This window comes from Streptomyces sp. NPDC003034 (assembly GCF_053591375.1).
In genome coordinates this window covers 83,836-102,327 of sequence record NZ_JBSFTS010000015.1, presented here as the reverse complement: position 1 = coordinate 102,327, position 18,492 = coordinate 83,836, and the positions used below count along the sequence as shown (strand labels likewise).

The 18,492-nt window shown below is 72.6% G+C and carries 13 protein-coding genes; 3 read left to right on the top strand and 10 right to left on the bottom strand.

What is annotated here, in order from left to right; genetic code table 11:
- The first annotated feature begins 201 nt into the window (after positions 1-201).
- Positions 202-1,818 carry an ATP-binding protein gene (locus ACWDX7_RS17230; RefSeq protein WP_451492935.1) on the top strand — a complete coding sequence of 539 codons (1,617 nt, stop codon included), beginning with the start codon at positions 202-204 and terminating at the stop codon, positions 1,816-1,818.
- Positions 1,815-2,513 carry a DUF7342 family protein gene (locus ACWDX7_RS17225; RefSeq protein WP_451492936.1) on the top strand — a complete coding sequence of 233 codons (699 nt, stop codon included), beginning with the start codon at positions 1,815-1,817 and terminating at the stop codon, positions 2,511-2,513. Before ACWDX7_RS17230 ends, ACWDX7_RS17225 begins: the two co-directional genes overlap by 4 nt.
- A gap of 21 nt (positions 2,514-2,534) precedes the next feature.
- Here ACWDX7_RS17225 and ACWDX7_RS17220 read toward each other — a convergent pair whose 3' ends face one another.
- The 3 genes from ACWDX7_RS17220 to ACWDX7_RS17210 form a co-directional block, all read right to left on the bottom strand.
- Complete coding sequence (locus tag ACWDX7_RS17220; protein WP_451492937.1) at positions 2,535-4,127, bottom strand: solute symporter family protein; 1,593 nt, start codon at positions 4,125-4,127, stop codon at positions 2,535-2,537.
- The gene (locus ACWDX7_RS17215) at positions 4,124-4,669 is read right to left on the bottom strand and encodes a DUF485 domain-containing protein (RefSeq protein ID WP_451492938.1); all 546 of its coding nucleotides are present in this window, start codon (positions 4,667-4,669) and stop codon (positions 4,124-4,126) included. Before ACWDX7_RS17215 ends, ACWDX7_RS17220 begins: the two co-directional genes overlap by 4 nt.
- 154 nt (positions 4,670-4,823) lie before the next feature.
- Positions 4,824-6,944, bottom strand: a complete 2,121-nt coding sequence (locus ACWDX7_RS17210) for a DNA gyrase/topoisomerase IV subunit B (RefSeq protein ID WP_451492939.1) — start codon at positions 6,942-6,944, stop codon at positions 4,824-4,826.
- Positions 6,945-7,391: 447 nt separating this feature from the next.
- On the opposite strand from ACWDX7_RS17210, the gene ACWDX7_RS17205 reads away from it, so the two are divergent.
- Positions 7,392-7,625, top strand: coding sequence for a DUF7455 domain-containing protein (locus ACWDX7_RS17205; RefSeq protein ID WP_030016583.1), 234 nt, complete (start codon positions 7,392-7,394; stop codon positions 7,623-7,625).
- Positions 7,626-7,918: 293 nt separating this feature from the next.
- Here ACWDX7_RS17205 and ACWDX7_RS17200 read toward each other — a convergent pair whose 3' ends face one another.
- From ACWDX7_RS17200 to ACWDX7_RS17170, 7 genes are all read right to left on the bottom strand, one after another.
- Positions 7,919-8,791 (bottom strand): S1 family peptidase, encoded by an 873-nt coding sequence (locus ACWDX7_RS17200; RefSeq protein WP_451492940.1) that lies wholly within the window; start codon positions 8,789-8,791, stop codon positions 7,919-7,921.
- Between the two features lie 96 nt (positions 8,792-8,887).
- A complete protein-coding gene (locus tag ACWDX7_RS17195; RefSeq protein ID WP_451492941.1) occupies positions 8,888-10,489 on the bottom strand; it encodes an RNA polymerase sigma factor in 1,602 nt (533 codons plus the stop codon).
- A gap of 372 nt (positions 10,490-10,861) precedes the next feature.
- Positions 10,862-11,803, bottom strand: a complete 942-nt coding sequence (locus ACWDX7_RS17190) for a FadR/GntR family transcriptional regulator (protein ID WP_451492942.1) — start codon at positions 11,801-11,803, stop codon at positions 10,862-10,864.
- A gap of 137 nt (positions 11,804-11,940) precedes the next feature.
- Positions 11,941-13,743, bottom strand: a complete 1,803-nt coding sequence (locus ACWDX7_RS17185; RefSeq protein ID WP_451492943.1) for an ATP-binding cassette domain-containing protein — start codon at positions 13,741-13,743, stop codon at positions 11,941-11,943.
- A gap of 254 nt (positions 13,744-13,997) precedes the next feature.
- Positions 13,998-14,744, bottom strand: a complete 747-nt coding sequence (locus ACWDX7_RS17180; RefSeq protein ID WP_451492944.1) for an NUDIX hydrolase — start codon at positions 14,742-14,744, stop codon at positions 13,998-14,000.
- Positions 14,745-14,981: 237 nt separating this feature from the next.
- Positions 14,982-16,970, bottom strand: a complete 1,989-nt coding sequence (locus tag ACWDX7_RS17175) for a glycogen debranching N-terminal domain-containing protein (protein ID WP_451492945.1) — start codon at positions 16,968-16,970, stop codon at positions 14,982-14,984.
- A 212-nt stretch (positions 16,971-17,182) separates the two neighbouring features.
- Positions 17,183-18,463 (bottom strand): DUF4192 domain-containing protein, encoded by a 1,281-nt coding sequence (locus ACWDX7_RS17170; protein WP_451492946.1) that lies wholly within the window; start codon positions 18,461-18,463, stop codon positions 17,183-17,185.
- Between the last annotated feature and the right edge of the window lie 29 nt (positions 18,464-18,492).

Here is an 18,492-nt window from a genome sequence, read left to right as displayed (position 1 = left end):
GCCCCGCCACCGCCCTAACCCCGGCCCGGCCCCGTTCCGCCCCGCCGCGGACCAGGGCGGCGGCCCGGACGTGGCGGCCGCAGCTCGCCAGCGCGCGGGCTCCGCTCCCGGCCGGGGAACCGGTCGGACGCGCCTCCCGGCCTCCGGTGCGGAGGCTGCCCGGGATTCCGCTTACGCCCTCGCCCACCTACGGTGCTAGTCATGCGGTTCCCCCTCATGAGCGCTCGGCGCCTCGGGCTGCCCAGACGGGCCGTCTCCCAGATCCTGCTGACCCAGCTGGCCATCGCGGCCGGAGTCGTCGTGCTCGCCACCGGCCTCTTCCTGGCTCCCCTGAGCGCGCAGCTCGACGACCAGGCCATGCGGCGCGCCCTGGCCATCGCCCAGAGCGCCGCGGCCGACCCCTCACTGGCCGCCGGTCTCCTGGCCTCGGGGGCTACGGCGGACAGCCCGGTGCAGTCCTCCGCCGAGCGGATCCGCCGGGCCACCGGAGCCGAGTACGTCGTCGTCCTCGACACGGACGGCATCCGCCGCTCGCACCCCAGCCCCGAACGGATCGGACGGCCCGTCTCCACCGACCCGAGCGACGCGCTGGCGGGCCGGGACGTCATGGAGATCGACGAGGGCACCCTGGGCCGCTCCGCCCGCGGCAAGGTGCCGCTCATCGCCGCCGACGGGGAGATCGTCGGCGCGGTCTCCGTCGGCATCGCCTACGACAGCGTCCGCGACCGGCTGCTCGGCGCCATCCCCGGCCTGCTCGCCTACGCCGGCGGAGCCCTGGCGGCCGGAGCCCTGGCCGCCTACCTCGTCTCCCGCAGGATCCAGCGCCAGACCCGCGATCTGGCGTTCTCCGACATCGCCGGTTTGCTCGCCGAGCGCGAGGCGATGCTGCACTCCATCCGCGAAGGAGTGATCGCCCTGGACCGGGACGGCCGTGTCCGCCTGGTCAACGACGAGGCCGCCCGGCTCCTGGGTCTCGCCCCGGACTCCGCGGGGCTGCTCGCCGGGCGCCCGCTGGAGGACGTACTGGGCGGGGGCCGCACCACCGAGGTCCTCTCGGGCCGCGTCACAGGGCGCGACCTGCTCACCGTGCAGGGGCCGCGGGTCCTGGTGGCCAACCGGATGCCCACCGAGGACGGCGGAGCCGTCGCCACCCTGCGCGACCGGACCGAACTGGAGCACCTCGGCCGCGAGCTCGACGCCACGCGGGGCCTGATCGACGCCCTGCGCGCGCAGGACCACGAGCACGCCAACCGTCTCCACACCGTCCTCGGCCTGCTGGAGCTGGGCCTGCACGAGGAGGCGGTGCAATTCGTCACCGAGGTCGTCGGGGTCCACCGCACCACCGCCGAACAGGTCACCGAGAAGGTCCACGACCCGCTGCTGGCCGCCCTCCTGGTGGGCAAGGCCACCGTCGCCGCCGAGCGCGGCGTCCCTCTTCGGCTGGCCGCGACCACCCTCCTCCCCGACCGCCTGGTGGATCCGGGCGGCCTCGTCACCATCGTCGGCAATCTGGTCGACAACGCCCTGGACGCCACCGCCGGTTCACCGGCGCCGCTCATCGAGGTGGAGCTGCGCGCCGAAGGCCGGACGGCCGTACTGCTGGTGCGCGACAGCGGCCCCGGGGTCCCTGTCGCGCGCCGCGAGGAGATCTTCACGGCGGGCTGTTCCACCAAGCAGCCCAAGGCCCACCGCGAGCGCGGGCTGGGTCTCGCCCTCGTACGCCGCCTCGCGGAGCGGCAGGGCGGAAGCGCCCGGGCCGGTGAAGCAGCGGACGGAGGGGCGGAATTCTCCGTCGTACTCCCGGAGGCCCTGCGATGAACGAGACCCCGATTCACGTATTGGTCGTCGACGACGACATGCGTGTTGCCCGTATCAACGCGGCGTACGTGGCGAAGGTTCCCGGTTTCCTGGTGATCGCGCAGGCTCATTCGGCGGCCGAGGCCCTGGAGTTCCTGGCGGCCCATCCGGTGGACCTGGTGCTGCTGGACCATTACCTGCCGGACGAGAACGGCCTCGACCTCGTCCGCCGCCTGCGCCAGCTCGGCCATCGCACCGATGTGATCATGGTCACGGCCGCCCGCGACCTGGGTACCGTCCAGGCCGCCATGCGCCTCGGCGCCCTCCAGTACCTGGTCAAACCCTTCACGTTCGCCGGTCTGCGGAGCCGGCTGGAGGCGTACGGGGCCCTGCGCCGCACCCTGGACACGGGGGGCGAAGCCGAACAGGCCGAGGTGGACCGGATCTTCGGCGCCCTCGCCACCGCGGGCTCCCCCAACGAGCTCCCCAAGGGGCACTCCGCCACCACCGCCGAAGTGGTCCGCCAGGTCCTGCGGTCCGCCGACGGTCCCCTCTCCACCCAGCAGATCGCCGAACGCGCAGGCATCAGCCGCCAGACCGCCCAGCGCTACCTCAAGCTGCTCGACCGCGCCGGCCGCGTCACCCTCGCCCTGCGCTACGGCGAGACGGGACGCCCGGAACACCGCTACACCTGGCTCCCGTCGGACGGCGCGTGAGACGAGCGGGCCCGCGCGGTCTCAGACCGCTCCGGCGCCCGTCAGCGAACGGACTTCCGTTTGCGCGTACTTCGCCTCGTCGGGAAGTTCCCGGGAGGTGACCGTGCCCAGCCAGCCGGCCAGGAAGCCCAGCGGGATCGACACCAGGCCCGGGTTCTGGAGCGGAAACAGACGGAAGTCCGCGCCGGGGAAGAGGGCGTCGGGGCTGCCCGAGACCACCGGGGAGAGCGCGACCAGCACGACCGCCGGGACGAGCCCCCCGTACACCGACCAGACCGCGCCCCTGGTGGTGAAGCCCCGCCAGAAGAGCGAGTACAGCAGCACCGGCAGGTTCGCGGAAGCCGCCACCGCGAAGGCCAGCCCCACCAGGAAGGCCACATTGAGGTTCTGGGCGAACAGCCCGAGGACGATGGCCACCGCTCCGATGCCCACGGCCGCGACCCGGGCCACCGCCACCTCGCTGCGCTGCCTGGAGCGCCGGCGCTTGAGGGAGGCGTACAAGTCGTGCGCGACGGACGCCGACGAGGCCAGGGTGATCCCGGCGACCACCGCGAGGATGGTCGCGAAGGCGATGGCGGCCACGAAGGCGAACAGCACGGCTCCTCCGGTGGAACCGGCTCCCCCGCCGAGGAAGGCCGCGAGCAGCGGGACCGCCGTGTTTCCGGAGGCGTGGGAGGCCCGTACCGCGTCGGGGCCCACCAGCGCGGCCGCGCCGAAGCCGAGCACGATGGTCATCAGGTAGAAGCCGCCGATCAGGGCGATCGCCCAGACCACCGACCGGCGTGCCGCCCGCGCGGTCGGCACGGTGTAGAAGCGCGACAGGATGTGCGGCAGCCCGGCGGTCCCGAGGACCAGCGCGAGGCCCAGGCTCATGAAGTCGAAGCGGGCGGTCCAGTCCCCGCCGTACTTGAGGCCGGGCGTCAGGAAGCGGGTCCCGTGCCCGCTGCGGTCGGCCGCCGTGCTGAGCAGCTGGTCGAAGTTCCCGTGGAAGCGCAGCAGTACGAGCACGGTCAGGGTCACCGCGCCGCCCATCAGGAGCACGGCCTTCACGATCTGGATCCAGGTGGTGGCCCGCATGCCGCCGAAGGACACGTAGACGACCATCAGCGCGCCGACCCCGACCACGGCGAGCGTCCGGGCCGCCGTGCTCGAACTGCCCAGGAGCAGGCCGACCAGGCTGCCGGCGCCGACCATCTGCGCGACGAGGTAGAGCACCGAGACGACGACCGAGGAGATCCCGGCCGCGATGCGCACCGGTCGCTCCCTCATCCGGGCGGCGACCACGTCCGCGAGCGTGAAGCGGCCGCAGTTGCGGACCAGTTCGGCGACCAGGAAGAGCACCACCAGCCAGGCGACGAGGAAGCCCACCGAGTAGAGCAGGCCGTCGTAGCCGAAGAGGGCGATCAGACCGGAGATGCCGAGGAAGGAGGCCGCCGACATGTAGTCGCCCGCGATGGCGAAACCGTTCTCCAGGGGAGAGAACAGGCGTCCGCCGGCGTAGAACTCCTCCGCCGAGCCGTGCCGGTTCCTGCTAACCCACGTGGTGATGCCCAGGGTGACGGCGATGAAGACGCTGAACAGGACCAGGGCGAGGGTCTGATGTCCGGTGGTCACGACCCGGCCTCCCGCGACCGGATCCGCTCCTGGTCCCGCTGCTGCTCGAAGACCGTCCAGCGCAAGTCGAGGGCCGCGCGGTCCCGGCGCAGCCGCGCGTGCCGCGCGTACGCCCAGGTCAGCAGGAAGGTGCTGAGGAACTGGGCGAGCCCCGCCACCAGCGCCACATTGACCGCGCCGGCGACGGGCCGGGCCATGAGGCCGGGCGCCGCGGTGGCGGCGACCACGTAGGCCACGTACCAGAGGAAGAATCCGGCGGTCGCGGGGACGACGAACCGGCGGTAGCGGCTGCGGACCTCCTGGAAGGCGGGGCTGCGCTGCACTTCCAGGTAGATCTCGCGAGCGCCCGGGGCCCGGTGTCCGCCGGTGGCCGCGGAAGCCGGGGACGTTTCCTCGGCCCCGCCCTCCCCCGCGCCCGCGCCGTCGCCCGCGCCCTCACCCGCGCCCTCACCCGCGCCCTCACCCCAGCCGACGGCCAGCGCGTCGTACCAGGGGTCGTCCAGCCGGATCGTTCCGGCATCACGACCGTCGTGCTTGTCCACCGAACTCTCCTTGTCCGCCGCCGCATTGGCCGCGTGCCAGACAAGGATGTGCGCAATGGTCGCTTTCCGGACGGGTGTCCCGGCGCTCTTCACTCCTTCAGGTGATGGGGTGAAGAGCGCCGGTGTGCCGTGGTGCCGGGTCCGCCCTCGCAGGTCAGGCGTCGATGCGCGAGCGGTCGAGGGTGGCCGCGGAGCTGGTGATGAACTCCTTGCGGGGCGCCACCTCATTGCCCATGAGCAGGTCGAAGACCTGCTCGGCCGAATCGAGGTCACCGATGTTGATCCGGCGCAGGGTGCGGAAGCGGGGATCCATGGTGGTCTCCGCCAGCTGGTCCGCGTCCATCTCACCGAGGCCCTTGTAGCGCTGGATCGAGTCCTTGTACCGGATGTTCTTGCGCTGGTACTCCAGCAGCGTCTGCCGCAGCTCGTTGTCCGAGTACGTGTAGACGTACTTGTCCTGGCCCTTCTTCGGCTGGACCAGCTCGATCCGGTGCAGCGGCGGCACGGCCGCGAAGACCCGGCCGGCCTCGACCATCGGCCTCATGTACCGCTGGAAGAGCGTGAGCAGCAGACAGCGGATGTGCGCGCCGTCCACATCGGCGTCGACGAGCAGGACGATCTTCCCGTACCGGGCGGCGTCGATGTCGAAGGTCCGCCCGGAGCCGGCCCCTATGACCTGGATGATCGCGCCGCACTCGGTGTTCTTGAGCATGTCCGAGATCGAGGACTTCTGGACGTTGAGGATCTTGCCGCGGATCGGCAGGAGCGCCTGGAACTCCGAATTCCGGGCGAGCTTCGCCGTACCGAGGGCGGAGTCCCCCTCGACGATGAAGAGCTCGCTGCGGTCCACGTCGTCACTGCGGCAGTCGGCCAGCTTGGCGGGCAGCGAGGAGGTCTCCAGCGCGGTCTTGCGGCGCTGCGCCTCCTTGTGCTGCCGGGCCGCGATGCGGGTCCGGGCGGCCGCGACGATCTTCTCCATGACGGCGCGGGCCTGCTGCTTGTCGTCGCGCTTGGCGGAGGTCAGGAAGGCCTTGAGCTCCTTGGCGACCACGGCGGCGACGATGCGGGTGGCCGCGGAGGTACCGAGCACCTCCTTGGTCTGGCCCTCGAACTGCGGCTCGGCGAGCCGGACGGTGACGACGGCGGTCATGCCCTCCATCGCGTCGTCCTTGACCACGTCGTCCTCGGCGACCCGCAGCAGCTTCGCCGAGCGCAGCGCCTCGTTCACGGTCTTGGTGATCGAGCGTTCGAAGCCGGAGACGTGGGTGCCGCCCTTGGGGGTGGCGATGATGTTCACGAAGGACTTGACGTTGGTCTCGTACCCCGTGCCCCAGCGCAGGGCGATGTCCACGCCGAGCTCGCGGGTGACCTCGGTGGCGGTCATGTGGCCGCGGTCGTCGAGGACCGGGACGGTCTCCTTGAAGGTGCCCGTGCCGTTCAGGCGCAGCACGTCGCAGACGGCCTTGTCCTGGGCGAGGTACTCGCAGAATTCGCTGATGCCGCCGTCGAAGCGGAAGAGCTCCTCGGTCTTGCCGGCCCCGTCGATGCCGCGCTCGTCGCGCACGAGCAGGGTCAGGCCGGGCACGAGGAAGGCGGTCTGGCGGGCGCGCTGGTAGAGCGTCTCCAGATTGAGCTTGGCGTCCTTGAGGAAGATCTGGCGGTCTGCCCAGTAGCGGATGCGGGTGCCGGTGCGGCCCTTGGGTACCCGCTTGACCTTGCGCAGGCCGTTGGCGGGCTCGAAGGGGCTGTCGGGGCCCTGCTCGGTGAAGATCCCCGGGGCGCCGCGGCGGAAGCTGATGGCGTGGGTCGCGCTGTTGCGGTCGACCTCGACGTCCAGGCGGGCGGAGAGGGCGTTGACCACGGAGGCGCCGACGCCGTGCAGGCCGCCCGAGGCCGCGTACGAGCCGCCGCCGAACTTGCCGCCGGCGTGCAGCTTGGTCATGACGACCTCGACGCCGGACAGGCCGGTCTTGGGCTCGACGTCCACGGGGATGCCGCGGCCGTTGTCGCGGACCTCGACGGAGGAGTCCTCGTGGAGGATCACCTCGATGTGGTCGCAGTAGCCGCCCAGGGCCTCGTCGACGGAATTGTCGATGATCTCCCAGAGGCAGTGCATGAGGCCGCGGCTGTCGGTCGAGCCGATGTACATGCCGGGCCGCTTGCGGACGGCCTCCAGACCTTCGAGGACGAGCAGGTGCCGCGCGGTGTAGTTGGAACCGTCCCGGTCTGCTCCGGACAGCAGCGCGCTGGAAGGCACGGACGTGTGGGCGGTCACGCAGTTCGCTCCTCGCTGAATTTCTTTTCTGGCCCGTCGGGCGCAGGGGTGGCTCGGATGCCGCTCGAAGGGTACCGAGGCCAGGTAGAGCCCATGCAACGCCACCCTCGCGGCTTCGTCAGCCTAGTGCAGATCCGCACGCACGTTCGATCCCCCGGGCGGGTGAAGGAAACATCACGTTCCCTTCCAGGCATGAACCAATTAGGGTTCGGGCACGTCCTCATGAACAAACCCGGCGCCCAGCCGGGGGAGGATGGAACTGCGACAAGCGAACGACTGACAGCGCGAAACCGTAAAGCGACGCAATACGGCTCCTTCGCCGCCAACCGGCAACAGCCGGCCAGCTTCGGAAGGAAGTTTCGAGGAAAAGCCGAGAACGGGAACGTTTTCGGCCTGGTTGGATGTTGACCCTGGTACGACAGCTCGTCGAGCTAGAGAAGAGGCGACGTGACTACTGTTCTGACACCCGCGACCCCGCTGACGGCCGCTGACCGATGCGACCGTTGCGGCGCCCAGGCATATCTGCGCGTCGTCCTGCTGAGCGGCGGTGAACTGCTCTTCTGCGCCCACCACGGTCGCAAGTTCGAGCCGGAACTCAAGAAGATCGCCGCGGAAATACAGGATGAGACCGAGCGGCTTACGTCCGCTCCGGCTGCCAATGCCGAACCCGAGGACCGCTGACACAGGCCTACACCTCGCATCCGACGAGCCAGGACCGGCCAGGCCGGTCGACGGGCGGCACCTCTGAGACCCAGGGGCGCCGCCCGTCCTCATGCCCGGACGTCCTCCTCCCCGGGCCCACCCGGCGCACGCCCACCCGGCAGCCCCCGCCCGCTCACTCCCGGCGCCCGCACCGCCCGCCCTGCCGCGAACGCCGACCGGCCTTCCGGGGTCGCGGCCGCTCCCGACACTGGAGGGCCGTCCGTACGATGCCCCCGCAGGGGGCTTGCGCGCGGTGCACAGGCTGCCGGAGCTCATGGACGGTGTTCCTGGACCCGGCCCTGCTGTGCGCCGCTCTGGGAGACGCTCACGAAGTCGACCAGCGGGGCGATCCGGGTGTACACCCCCGGGCTGTCCGCGCGCCCGCACCCGCGCCCCCACGAGACGAGCCCGATGAGCCGCCCCCGCGCGACCAGCGGACCCCCGCTGTCCCCCTGGCAGGCGTCCGCGCCCCCCTGCCCCCCGCCGCCGGCACACACCATCGACTCCGGCTGGAACTGCCCGTCCCGGTCTCCGGGGTACGCGCGACCGCAGACGTCGTCCGCCAGGACCGTGACCGGAGCCGCATGCAGCGCATACGCGTAGTCACCGAAGCCGCTGGTGTCGCCCCATCCGTACACGGCCGCGTCCGTCCCCGCCCGGTACGCGGGATCCCCCGCTGCCGCCATGGGCAGTACGTACCCCGCCGGCACGGCTTCGCCCAGTTCCAGCACGGCGAGGTCCCCGGCGTTGCTCAGGGGGTCGTAGGCCGGGTTCACCCGGGCCGCGCGGACGGCGATCTCGCGGCCCTCGGCCGCCTGCAGCTCCGTACGCCCGGTGACGACCCGAAGATCCGGAACGGAGTCGACCGGGCCGCCCAGCACCTGGCGGCTCAGGCAGTGGGCCGCGGTCAGCACCTTCGTCGGGCCCACGATGACGCCCCCGCAGAACTGCCCGCCCCGCGTACCTCCGAACCGGTCACGGCTGGCCAGCGCCACCACCCACGGGCTGTCCGCCACCTTCACCGGCTTCCCGCCGATCACCACGCTGTCCGCGGCCGCCCGCGGGGCCTGGGCCAGCGACGTCGCGGCCGCTCCCGCCACCACGGTCAGCGCACCCGCCAGAGCACGGGCAAAGGGACGACGCATGGGGCCTCCTGACTCCGGGTGTGCATGACTCCACCCAGAGTGGGATGCCCGGTGGCCGTGCGCACCCGCGCGGCCACCGCCGCGGACCCGAGCCGGTCAGTCCAGGTAGTCGCGCAGCACCTGGGAACGGGACGGGTGGCGCAGCTTGGACATCGTCTTCGACTCGATCTGACGGATCCGCTCGCGCGTCACGCCGTAGACCTTGCCGATCTCGTCCAGCGTCTTGGGCTGGCCGTCCGTGAGGCCGAAGCGCATCGAGACCACGCCCGCCTCGCGCTCGCTCAGGGTGTCGAGCACCGAGTGGAGCTGCTCCTGCAGGAGCGTGAAGCTCACGGCGTCGGCCGGGACGACGGCCTCGGAGTCCTCGATGAGGTCGCCGAACTCGCTGTCGCCGTCCTCGCCGAGCGGGGTGTGCAGGGAGATCGGCTCGCGGCCGTACTTCTGGACCTCGATGACCTTCTCCGGGGTCATGTCCAGTTCCTTGGCCAGCTCCTCCGGCGTGGGCTCGCGGCCCAGGTCCTGGAGCATCTGGCGCTGCACGCGGGCGAGCTTGTTGATGACCTCCACCATGTGCACCGGGATGCGGATGGTGCGGGCCTGGTCGGCCATGGCGCGCGTGATCGCCTGCCGGATCCACCACGTCGCGTACGTGGAGAACTTGTAGCCCTTGGTGTAGTCGAACTTCTCGACCGCGCGGATCAGGCCGAGGTTCCCCTCCTGGATCAGGTCCAGGAAGAGCATGCCGCGGCCGGTGTAGCGCTTGGCGAGGGAGACCACGAGGCGGAGGTTGGCCTCCAGCAGGTGGTTCTTCGCGCGGCGGCCGTCCTCGGCGATGATCTCCAGCTCGCGCTTGAGCTTGGGCGCCAGCTTGTCCGAGTTCGCCAGCTTGTCCTCGGCGAACAGACCCGCCTCGATGCGCTTGGCGAGCTCGACCTCCTGCTCGGCGTTGAGGAGGGGGACCTTGCCGATCTGCTTGAGGTAGTCCTTGACGGGGTCGGCGGTCGCGCCGGCGACGACCACCTGCTGGGCGGGGGCGTCGTCCTCGTCGTCGGAGATGACGAAGCCCTTGTTCTCGCCGCCCTCCTCCTCGTCGTCGGCTTCGGCCTTGACCACGTCGGGACCCTCGTCCGGGGTCTCGTCGTCGGCTGCGTCGTCGGCGCCCTTCTTGGCGGCCGTCTTCTTCGCCGCCGTCTTCTTGGCAGCGGTCTTCTTGGCGGGCGCGGCCTTCTTCGCCGCCGTCTTCTTCGCCGCCGTCTTCTTGGCGGCGGGCTCGGTTCCGGGCTCGGTTCCGGGCTCGTCCACGAGAGCGTCCGCGGCCCCCGGCTCGACGGGCTCCACCGGCTCGACCTCCGGGTCCGCGGTATCGGCGGGCTGCGCGGCCGCCGGCTTCGCCGCCACGGTCTTGGTGGCCGTCCGCTTGGCCGGGGTCTTCGCTGCGACGCTCTTGCGGGTGGTGCGCTTGGGCGACTCCGCGGCACTGACCATCAGCGTCACACCCTCTTCCTCCAGGATCTGGTTGAGGCTGCGAAGAACATTCTTCCACTGGGTCGCAGGAATCTGGTCAGCCTCGAAGGCCCGACGCACGTCATCGCCGGCGATCTGCCCCTCGGCCTTGCCCCGCTCGATGAGCGCCATCACAGACTCGGAATCGGCGATCTCCGGCGGGAGCGTACGGGATGTGCTGGCCGACACGAACAACCTCTCGGAACGATGGAAACGGCTTCCGACCCCGGGCCTGGTGGTGCTGGACCGGAGCCGACGACCACCGACTGGGGATGGGCCGGCGGCGCGGGCAGGGGCCGGGGAGCTGCACAGCACCTGCAGGGGCTGCTGTGTTCCCTCCGTCGGCCATCACCTCTTAGGTCATCGCGTGACCTCGCGGAGCGTTACGCCCAATCTTCGTGGCCCCAGTCACACCCCGTATACGTCATTGCCGGTCATAGGGTCATACGGGTGATTGCGGCGCGGCCGGGATCGGTTGGGGCGAACGGAGCCGGACACCGGTGTCGCCGGACCCGACCGGGCCCGGCGACACGTCGTACACACCCCCGCGCCCCCGCGCGTCCTCCGTCAGTGCTCGCGCGGGGCGGGGACCACGCGCTCGACCTCCGGATGCACCGTCAGCAGCTGACGCATGGCGTTCTCGGCGGCCAGCGCGTCACCGGCGGCCAGGGCCTCGGCCATCCGCGCGTGGTGGGCGACGCAGGTCTCGCTCGGACGGTCACAGGCGGTGACCGGGCTGCCGGAGACCTGAAGCGCCGAGGAGACGATGCCGGAGAGGTGCTCCAGCATGCGGTTACCGGCGAGCTGGATGAGGAGCGCGTGGAACTCGTTGTCCGCACGGGCGAAGGTGATCGAGTCGCCCTGGCCGAGGGCGTGGCCCATGATCTCGACCATGTCGGCGAGCCGCTGCTGGACGTCCGGACGTCCGTGGCCGGCGGCGAGACGGGCGGCGAGCGGCTCGATCACCCAGCGGAGCTCGTGCAGCTCACGACGCTGGTCGTCCCGCTGTGGCCCAAAGGCCCGCCACTCGATGATGTCCGGATCGAGCAGGTTCCAGTCGGCGACGGGGCGGACTCGGGTGCCGACGTTGGGCCGGGCACTGACGAGGCCCTTCGCCTCCAGGACCCGCAGGGATTCACGGACGACCGTACGGGAGACCTCGAAGCGCTGGCCGATCTCCTCGGGGACGAGCGGGCGGTCCGCGCCGAGGTCACCGGAAACGATCATCTGGCCGAGCTGCTGGACGAGTTGGCCGTGCAGTCCGCGGCCGCGGCTGCCCGCGGCGCGGCGGCCTACCCGGCCGAGCTCGACGTCGGCGCCGTCCCAGTGGGGCGCTCCGACACGGTCGGACCCCGCGGTCTCCGTGTAGGGGTAGCGGTCGAGTTCGCCCGGGCCGGCGAGGCCGGAGTCGGCGTGGCGGGCGGCGGTCATCATGGTGTGCGCAAGGGTACTCACGAATCCTTTGTCGGCCTTGCCTCCTTGACCCTTGAGGTCTTTGGTGAAAAGCACACGAAAGGGTGATCGGTGCCCCCTACGCAATTGACGACTTATCGTAAATAACCGGACGTTTTGCGGGGAGTTGCGATCCGCTTCTCACGAGGAGGCGCCAGCGCTCCCGTCCGGAGCGCTCTCCGGCACCGTAACGATCACCAGCGGACGCGGCTGCGCAGCCGCGTGAACCCGTAGGCGCACAACAAGACCGTCAGTGACAACACCAGCGCGGTCGCGACCGGTTGGGCCATCACCCGCAGGGCTCCGAGGATCAGCCGGTCCGCTTCGGGCGGCCATTGCGCCCAGGACAGGCCGCGGAGGCGGGGCCCGAGTCCCGTCATGGGGTACGCGGACGGGCCGTCCAGCGCCTTGCGCACCAGCGGGACCACCACCACCGGTACGGCGAGCACCGCGGCCAGGCCCGCGGTGGCGGACCGGAAGACCCCGGAGGCCAGGACGCCGGCCCAGGCGCAGCCGACGAGGAGTCCGGCCCAACTCACCGCGGGCGGCAGCCACTCGGCAGGTTCGCGCAGGGGGCCGCTGCCGAAGACCAGCCCCAGGGCCGCGGCGTCGGCAGCGACGGCCAGGGCGCCCAGCAGCAGGGCGAGGGCCGCGCACACTCCGAGTTTGGCGGCGAGCAGTCCCATCCGCCGGGGCACGGTGCCGCGGTCGGCGGCGAGGGCGGGGTAGCGGTACTCCTCGCCGAAGGCCAGGGCGCCGAGCAGTCCGGCGCCGAGGGCGGCGGGTGGCAGCGGCAGCAGCTCCGGCCAGGCCGCGAGCAGCCGGCTCTGCGGGGTCTGGCCGGCGCGGGCCAGCACCAGGGAGATGAGGGCGGAGGTGACGACGACGAGAACCGCGGTGAGGGCGGGCGTGCCGGTGCCGAAGACGCGAAGCAGCTCGTAGCGCAGCGGCCGCAGGGGGCCGCCGACGCGCCGCACCGCCGAGGCGGGCCGCCCGGAGTCAGCACGCCGGAAGCGGCGGCCGGACGCCTCGCCGAGGCCCTCGCCGGGCGCCTCACCGTGCGGGGACGCGGTGCCCGTGGCGCCCGCGGTGGCTCGGGCGCGCGGTACCGGTGACGCCGGCGAGCCGGTGTCCCCCGTCTCATCGGCGAGCTGATGGACCAGCACACCGTGCCGGAACGCCGCTTCGCCGATTTCCGCGCAGTTGCTGCCGTACACGGACAGGCGGCTGCCGCTCTCCTCGACGATCTCCACCGAGCGCTGGGCCGCGCGGGCCTCGCGGCCCAGTACGTCGGCCAGCCGGGCGGCGTGCGGGGTGCGCACGGCGACCCTCGGCCGCAGCCGGGTCCGGGCGAAGTCGGCGGCGTCCTGGTCGGCGACGAGCCGGCCCGCCTCGATGCTGACGACCCGGTCGGCGCTGCGGGCGGCCTCCTTGGCGTCGGCCGTGGTGAAGAGCACCGCCCCACCGAGCGAGGCGTGGCCGCGCAGCAGGCTGTGCAGCCAACCGCGGTCCCGTGGCGAGAGCCCGGCGGCGGGCTCGTCCAGCAGGAGTGTGCACGGGTCCGCGAGCAGCGCCGCGGCCAGCCCGACCCGGCGCTCCATGCCGAGCGAGAGCGAGCCGAGGCGCTGGTCCCGCAGGCCCGCGATGCCGACGACCTCCAGCATGGTGTCGGCCCGGGAGGCCGGCACGCCGGCGGCGGCGCAGAGCATCCGCAGCTGGTTGCGGACGGTCCGCGACGGATTGCCGGGGACATCGCCCAGCAGTACGCCGACCTCCCGGCCGGGATGCGGGATCCGGTGCAGGGGGCGGCCGCGGAAGTAGGTGACGCCGCGGCCCGGTTCGAGTTCGAGCATGAGCCGCAAGGCGGTGGTCTTGCCCGATCCCGGCTCACCGAGCAGGGCGGTCACGGACCCCGGGCGGGCCTCGAAGGTGAGGTCGTCCACCAGGGGCGGGGCGTCTCGACGGGGGGCGCTGGTCAGTCCGATGGCCTGGAGCATCGCTTCTCTCGCGGGGGGTGAGACCGCTCTGCGGCAGGGTGAGTACCGCAAGCAAGATAACGCGATATGTCCGATTTTCGGCGCAACCGGTCCGATGGAATGCCGATATCGCAGTCGGGTACGGCCCGGTGGGCGGTCTCGCCCCCAGAAGACGCCATCGCGGCGGCGTCACGGAGCGAGGGCCCCGGGCGGAGTCGGAGAGGCCGGGGACGGGGACGGGGATGGGGATGGCGGCGAAGGCGGGTGCCTCGGCGTCAGACTTCCGGGCGCAGCATCGGCGGGTTGAGCAGGGTGGCTCCGCCCGCGCGGAACAACTGGGCCGGGCGGCCGCCCTGACGGGTCGTCGTCCCTCCGGCCGACACCAGGAAGCCCGGGGTGCCGGTGACCTTGCGGTGGAAGTTGCGCGGGTCGAGCGCCACTCCCCAGACGGCTTCATAGACCCTGCGCAACTCGCCGACGGTGAACTCGGCCGGGCAGAAGGCGGTGGCCAGGGAGGAGTACTCGATCTTCGAGCGGGCCCGCTCGACACCGTCGGCGAGGATGCGCGCGTGGTCGAAGGCGAGCGCCCCGGAGGCCTCGTCCTCGGGCGCCAGGAGGTCGTCGACGGGGGCCCAGCGCGCGCTGTTGGCATCTCCTCCGGCGCGCGGCGCCGGCAGGTCCGGAGCCAGCACCAGGTGCGCCACGCTGACGACACGCATGCGCGGATCCCGTTTCGGATCGCCGTAGGTAGCCAGCTGTTCCAGATGCGCTCCGTTGCCGACGCCCGGAACGGCCGGGTCGTGCGCGCACAGACCGGTCTCCTCGGCGAGTTCGCGGGCCGCGGCCGCCGCCAGGTCCTCGTCCCCGCGCACGAAACCACCGGGCAGCGCCCAGCGCCCCTGGAACGGCTGCTCGCCCCGCCGGACGACCAGCGCGCAGAGCGCGTGGCGCCGCACGGTGAGCACGACCAGGTCGACGGTGACGGCGAAGGGCGGAAAAGCCGACGGGTCGTAGGGCGACATGCAGCGATCATAGTCGTCTGCCTGACGATAAACAGCGCTTTGCCGACCTCGAAGACCCGGATCCGGCGGCTGGTGCCGCGACCGGAACGGTTTGCGGGTGTGCCCTCGGACTCCTGTGCGGTACCTCGCGAGGCGGAGTACCTCAGCTCGTACCCGGCCGTACTCGCCCGGTACGGCAGCTCGGGCGCAGGCCCCTTGCCGGGCGCCGGCTGACCGGTGAAGGTTCCCGTGACAGCACTACCCTCCCAGTTGGAGCGCATCCGCCGCCTCCTCCACCATGGCGAGTCCGAGCCGGCTGATCCGGACGGCGAAGGGCTGGCCGGCCACGCGGAGCCCCGACAGCCTGAGGGCGCCGAGGGGGGCTCCCGCGAGGGGCACGAGGGCGACCGTGCCGGCGGGGGCGTCGGGCCGGATTCCGGCGATGGCGGTCAGTACGTGGATACCGGCCGCCGCGGCCACTGCGGCCGGGCGGCAGGCCGCCGGATGCGGGATGGGCATGCTGCCGGTGGTGCGCTGCTCGGCCGCGAACATCTCCGGCAGCCGGTATCCGAACGTCTCCGCCGCGTCCAGCAGACCGGTGAGCAGGGCCGCGGCCTCCTTTTCATGGCCTGCCTGAGCCAGGCCGGCCACGGCGATGGCGCTCTCGTACGCCCGCACCGCGCCGGAGCGGTGACCGAACGGGTTGTGCCCCGGTTCCCGGGCCGCCATGCTGCGCATCCCCCACCCGGAGTTCATGCCGGGGGCGCCGAGGAGCCGGGCCAGTTGCTCGGTGTGGATCCGGTCCAGCAGCCCCGGGGCGAGTCGGCCACCGCCGAGCAGCCCGGTGTCGAGCAAGTGGGCTGCGGCGCCCGTCAGCCTGGGCAGCGGCCGCCCGTCGGGGTGCAGGGCCGCGGCGGGACGGCCGCCGTCGGGGCCCTCGATCCAGAACGCGGCCCGGAACCTCTCCCGCAGCAAGGCCGCCCGCTCCCGCCATTCCGCGGCGCCGGGCTGCCCGCACCCGGCCAGCAGGTCGGCGCCGAGCAGCGCGGCCCGGTGGGCGTGGGCTTGGGTCTCACAGCGCCGCGGTCCCCCCTCGGGATCGGCCAGGAACCCGTCCTCGCCGAGAGCGTCCCGCAGCCAGCCGAGGCATCGCTCCGCGGCCGGGAGCAGCTGCGCCACTTCGCCCTCGGGCATCCCCCAGAGCCGGGCTTCGGCGAGTACGGCCACGAAGGCCAAGGTCGCCTCCGTGCCGGTGCACCCCGGTGGGAGCTGCGGTCCCGCGCCGCGCAGGGGTCCCGGGATCTTGCCTGCGTCAGCGGCCCCCTCGCTCCGCTGGCTCCGGGCCAGGATGCGCAGGGTGGCGGCGGCCAGTCCCGTACCGAGGGGGAGCGCCATCCGGGCGGCCCAGAGGGACTCCGCCGGGGCCAGTCCCAGCCGCCACGGCACCCCGGCGGCGGCGAAGGCGTCGCCCGGCTCCGCCGGGTCCCGCAGGAGCAGCGCTCTCAGGTCGTCGACGCTGGTACGAAACCACGCCTCGGCCCTCGGGTCGTCGCCCTCGGCGCGGGCGTCGGCCAGTGGATTGGCCACGGCCCCTGCCGGGGCGCGTGCGGTGCGTTCGGGGCCGGTCCGCAGCTCGATGGTCCGGGACTCGCCCGGCCCCAGGTCCAGCTCCCAGCGCAACAGCCCGGCCGAGGCCAGTGCGTCATCCGGGGGCGGGTCGGCCGCCGTCACCGCCTGAGCTTCGGCGGTGCTCCAGCGCAGTCCGGCGGCGTGCACCCCGGCGGGCAGCTCCGGCCCGCCGCGGCCGGCGGCCACGGCTGCCAGCTCGGCCAGATCGGTGCCGAGCGAGACCTCCACGGGAAGTCGTACCGGCCGGGTCGCGAAGCTGCGCACGGTGATCCGCTCTGTGCCGTCCGCGTGCCGGATCCGCTCCACTGCGATGTCCGGATCGGGGCCGGGCTCGGCTCCGCTGCGGACCGTCGCGGTGAAGGAGGCCCGATCGGCTCCGAGGCCGTGTCCCTGGACGGCCACCGGGTCCCGGCCGCCGACGCGCAGCACGCAGCGGGAGAGCAGCCTGCGCCCGGAGCGGTAGATCCCCTCGACTCCCCGCCCGGTCAGTTGGCCGTGCTCCGGCGAGATGACCAGGCAGGGTGCGGCGACGCAGATGACGGCGCCGTGCACGGGCGGCAACTCGGGCCTGCGGGCGGCGGGTACGCCCGGGGGTCGGGGAGGTGCGGGGTGAGACATGCGTCGCCTTGTCTGCGCTCCGGTCGGTTCAGCTGGGTGGTGGCGGCGCGGCCGGGCCCCCACCACCCCCCAGCTGAACGTCCCCGCCCCCACCGGGGTCACGGGCGCGTGGGCCGGCCGAGCGCCCCCGGGGCAGGGCGTCCGTCGCGGGACCGGTCCCGGGCCGTCCGGGAATTGCCGCACGTGGCCTGACGGGCAGGCCGGGCGCGCGCTCACTGCTCGCTCCCCGCGGTGCGGCGCGGCTCGCGGCGCGTCGTACGGCCGGCGCGGCCCGGCCGGCCCGGGCCGCCGGGAGGGCGGGTACCGGCCTTGGCGCGCTTGCGGCGGGGCTCGCGGCGGCGGCGCTCCTCTCGCAGGCACTGCCGCAGCCCTTCGGGGTCGATGCCTTCATTGCAGGCATGGTGGAGCAGCTGGGCGAAGCGGTATTCGGCATCCGCTTCCAGGGCCATCCCGAGTGCGATCCGGGCCGTGGGCTCGTCTCCGGTGGACCAGGAGACCCAGCCCGCGAGGGTGAGCGGAGCCGCCGCGTGCTCGCCGTAGGCTCCGACGCACCGGCGGGACAGGGCCCGCCACAGTCGCAGGGCGGGGGCGGCCTCCTCGTCCTCCATCCACTCGGCCGCGATGTCGCGGATCTCGCGGTCCTGGAGGCCGAGGATCAAGGAGGCGGCCTCGTCGTGGCCGAGCAGCGCGTCGTCCCAGTCATCGGCGCACGGGCCGCCCTCGACGGGCGGGGCCAGGGTCATGCGCCGCATCAGGGCCCGGGCCAGGGTGATGGTCTCGGCGCCGACCTCCTCCCGGCTCGCTCCGTCGAGGATCTTCGGCACCAGGGCGGTGGCCGCCCGGTCCAGAGCCCCTTCCATTTCCTGTGCCACGGTTCCGCGCAGCGGTGACAGCCGGCTTTCGATCTCCTTGAGGGAGCCCCGCACCTGGAGCCCGGCGAAGGTGGCCGCGGCGGCCAGGACCGAAGTGCCCACGGCGGCCAGCATGGTCCCCTCTGCCGGGCAGCAGCGCACGTCGGGGCAGCAGTAGGACCAGTACCGGCCGCCGGAGAGGCACAGGGCCTCCAGGACGGGCACCTCCAGCGCTCCGCAGGCCAGCCGGATCCGCTGGGCGAACGGCCGCAGCCGGGTCATCACCCGCTGGCCGGTCTCGTCCCCACCTGGATCCTGGCAGAGGAAGACGACGATGCCGTCGGGCTTTCCGCCGCGCCGTTCGCTGCCCCGGACGAGGCACTGCGCGACCTGCCGGGCGGTCTCCTCCCACTCCGCCGGGCTGGCGGGGATGCCGACGCGGAGCCTGCCTCCGAAGCGGCCTCCCTCGCCGTGCACGGCGACCATGACGAGGGAGTCGGTCGGGTGGAAACCGAGCATGTAGGGCAGCGCGTCGGCCAGCTCGGCCGGGCTGCGGAGCGTGATCTGCGGGTCGATGGCGGATCCGGTCGAGCTGACGGGAGGACGGCCGGACGGGGTGCGTGATGCGTCGTTGTTCTTCATGCCCCGAAGGTCTCGTGCATGATCCGATC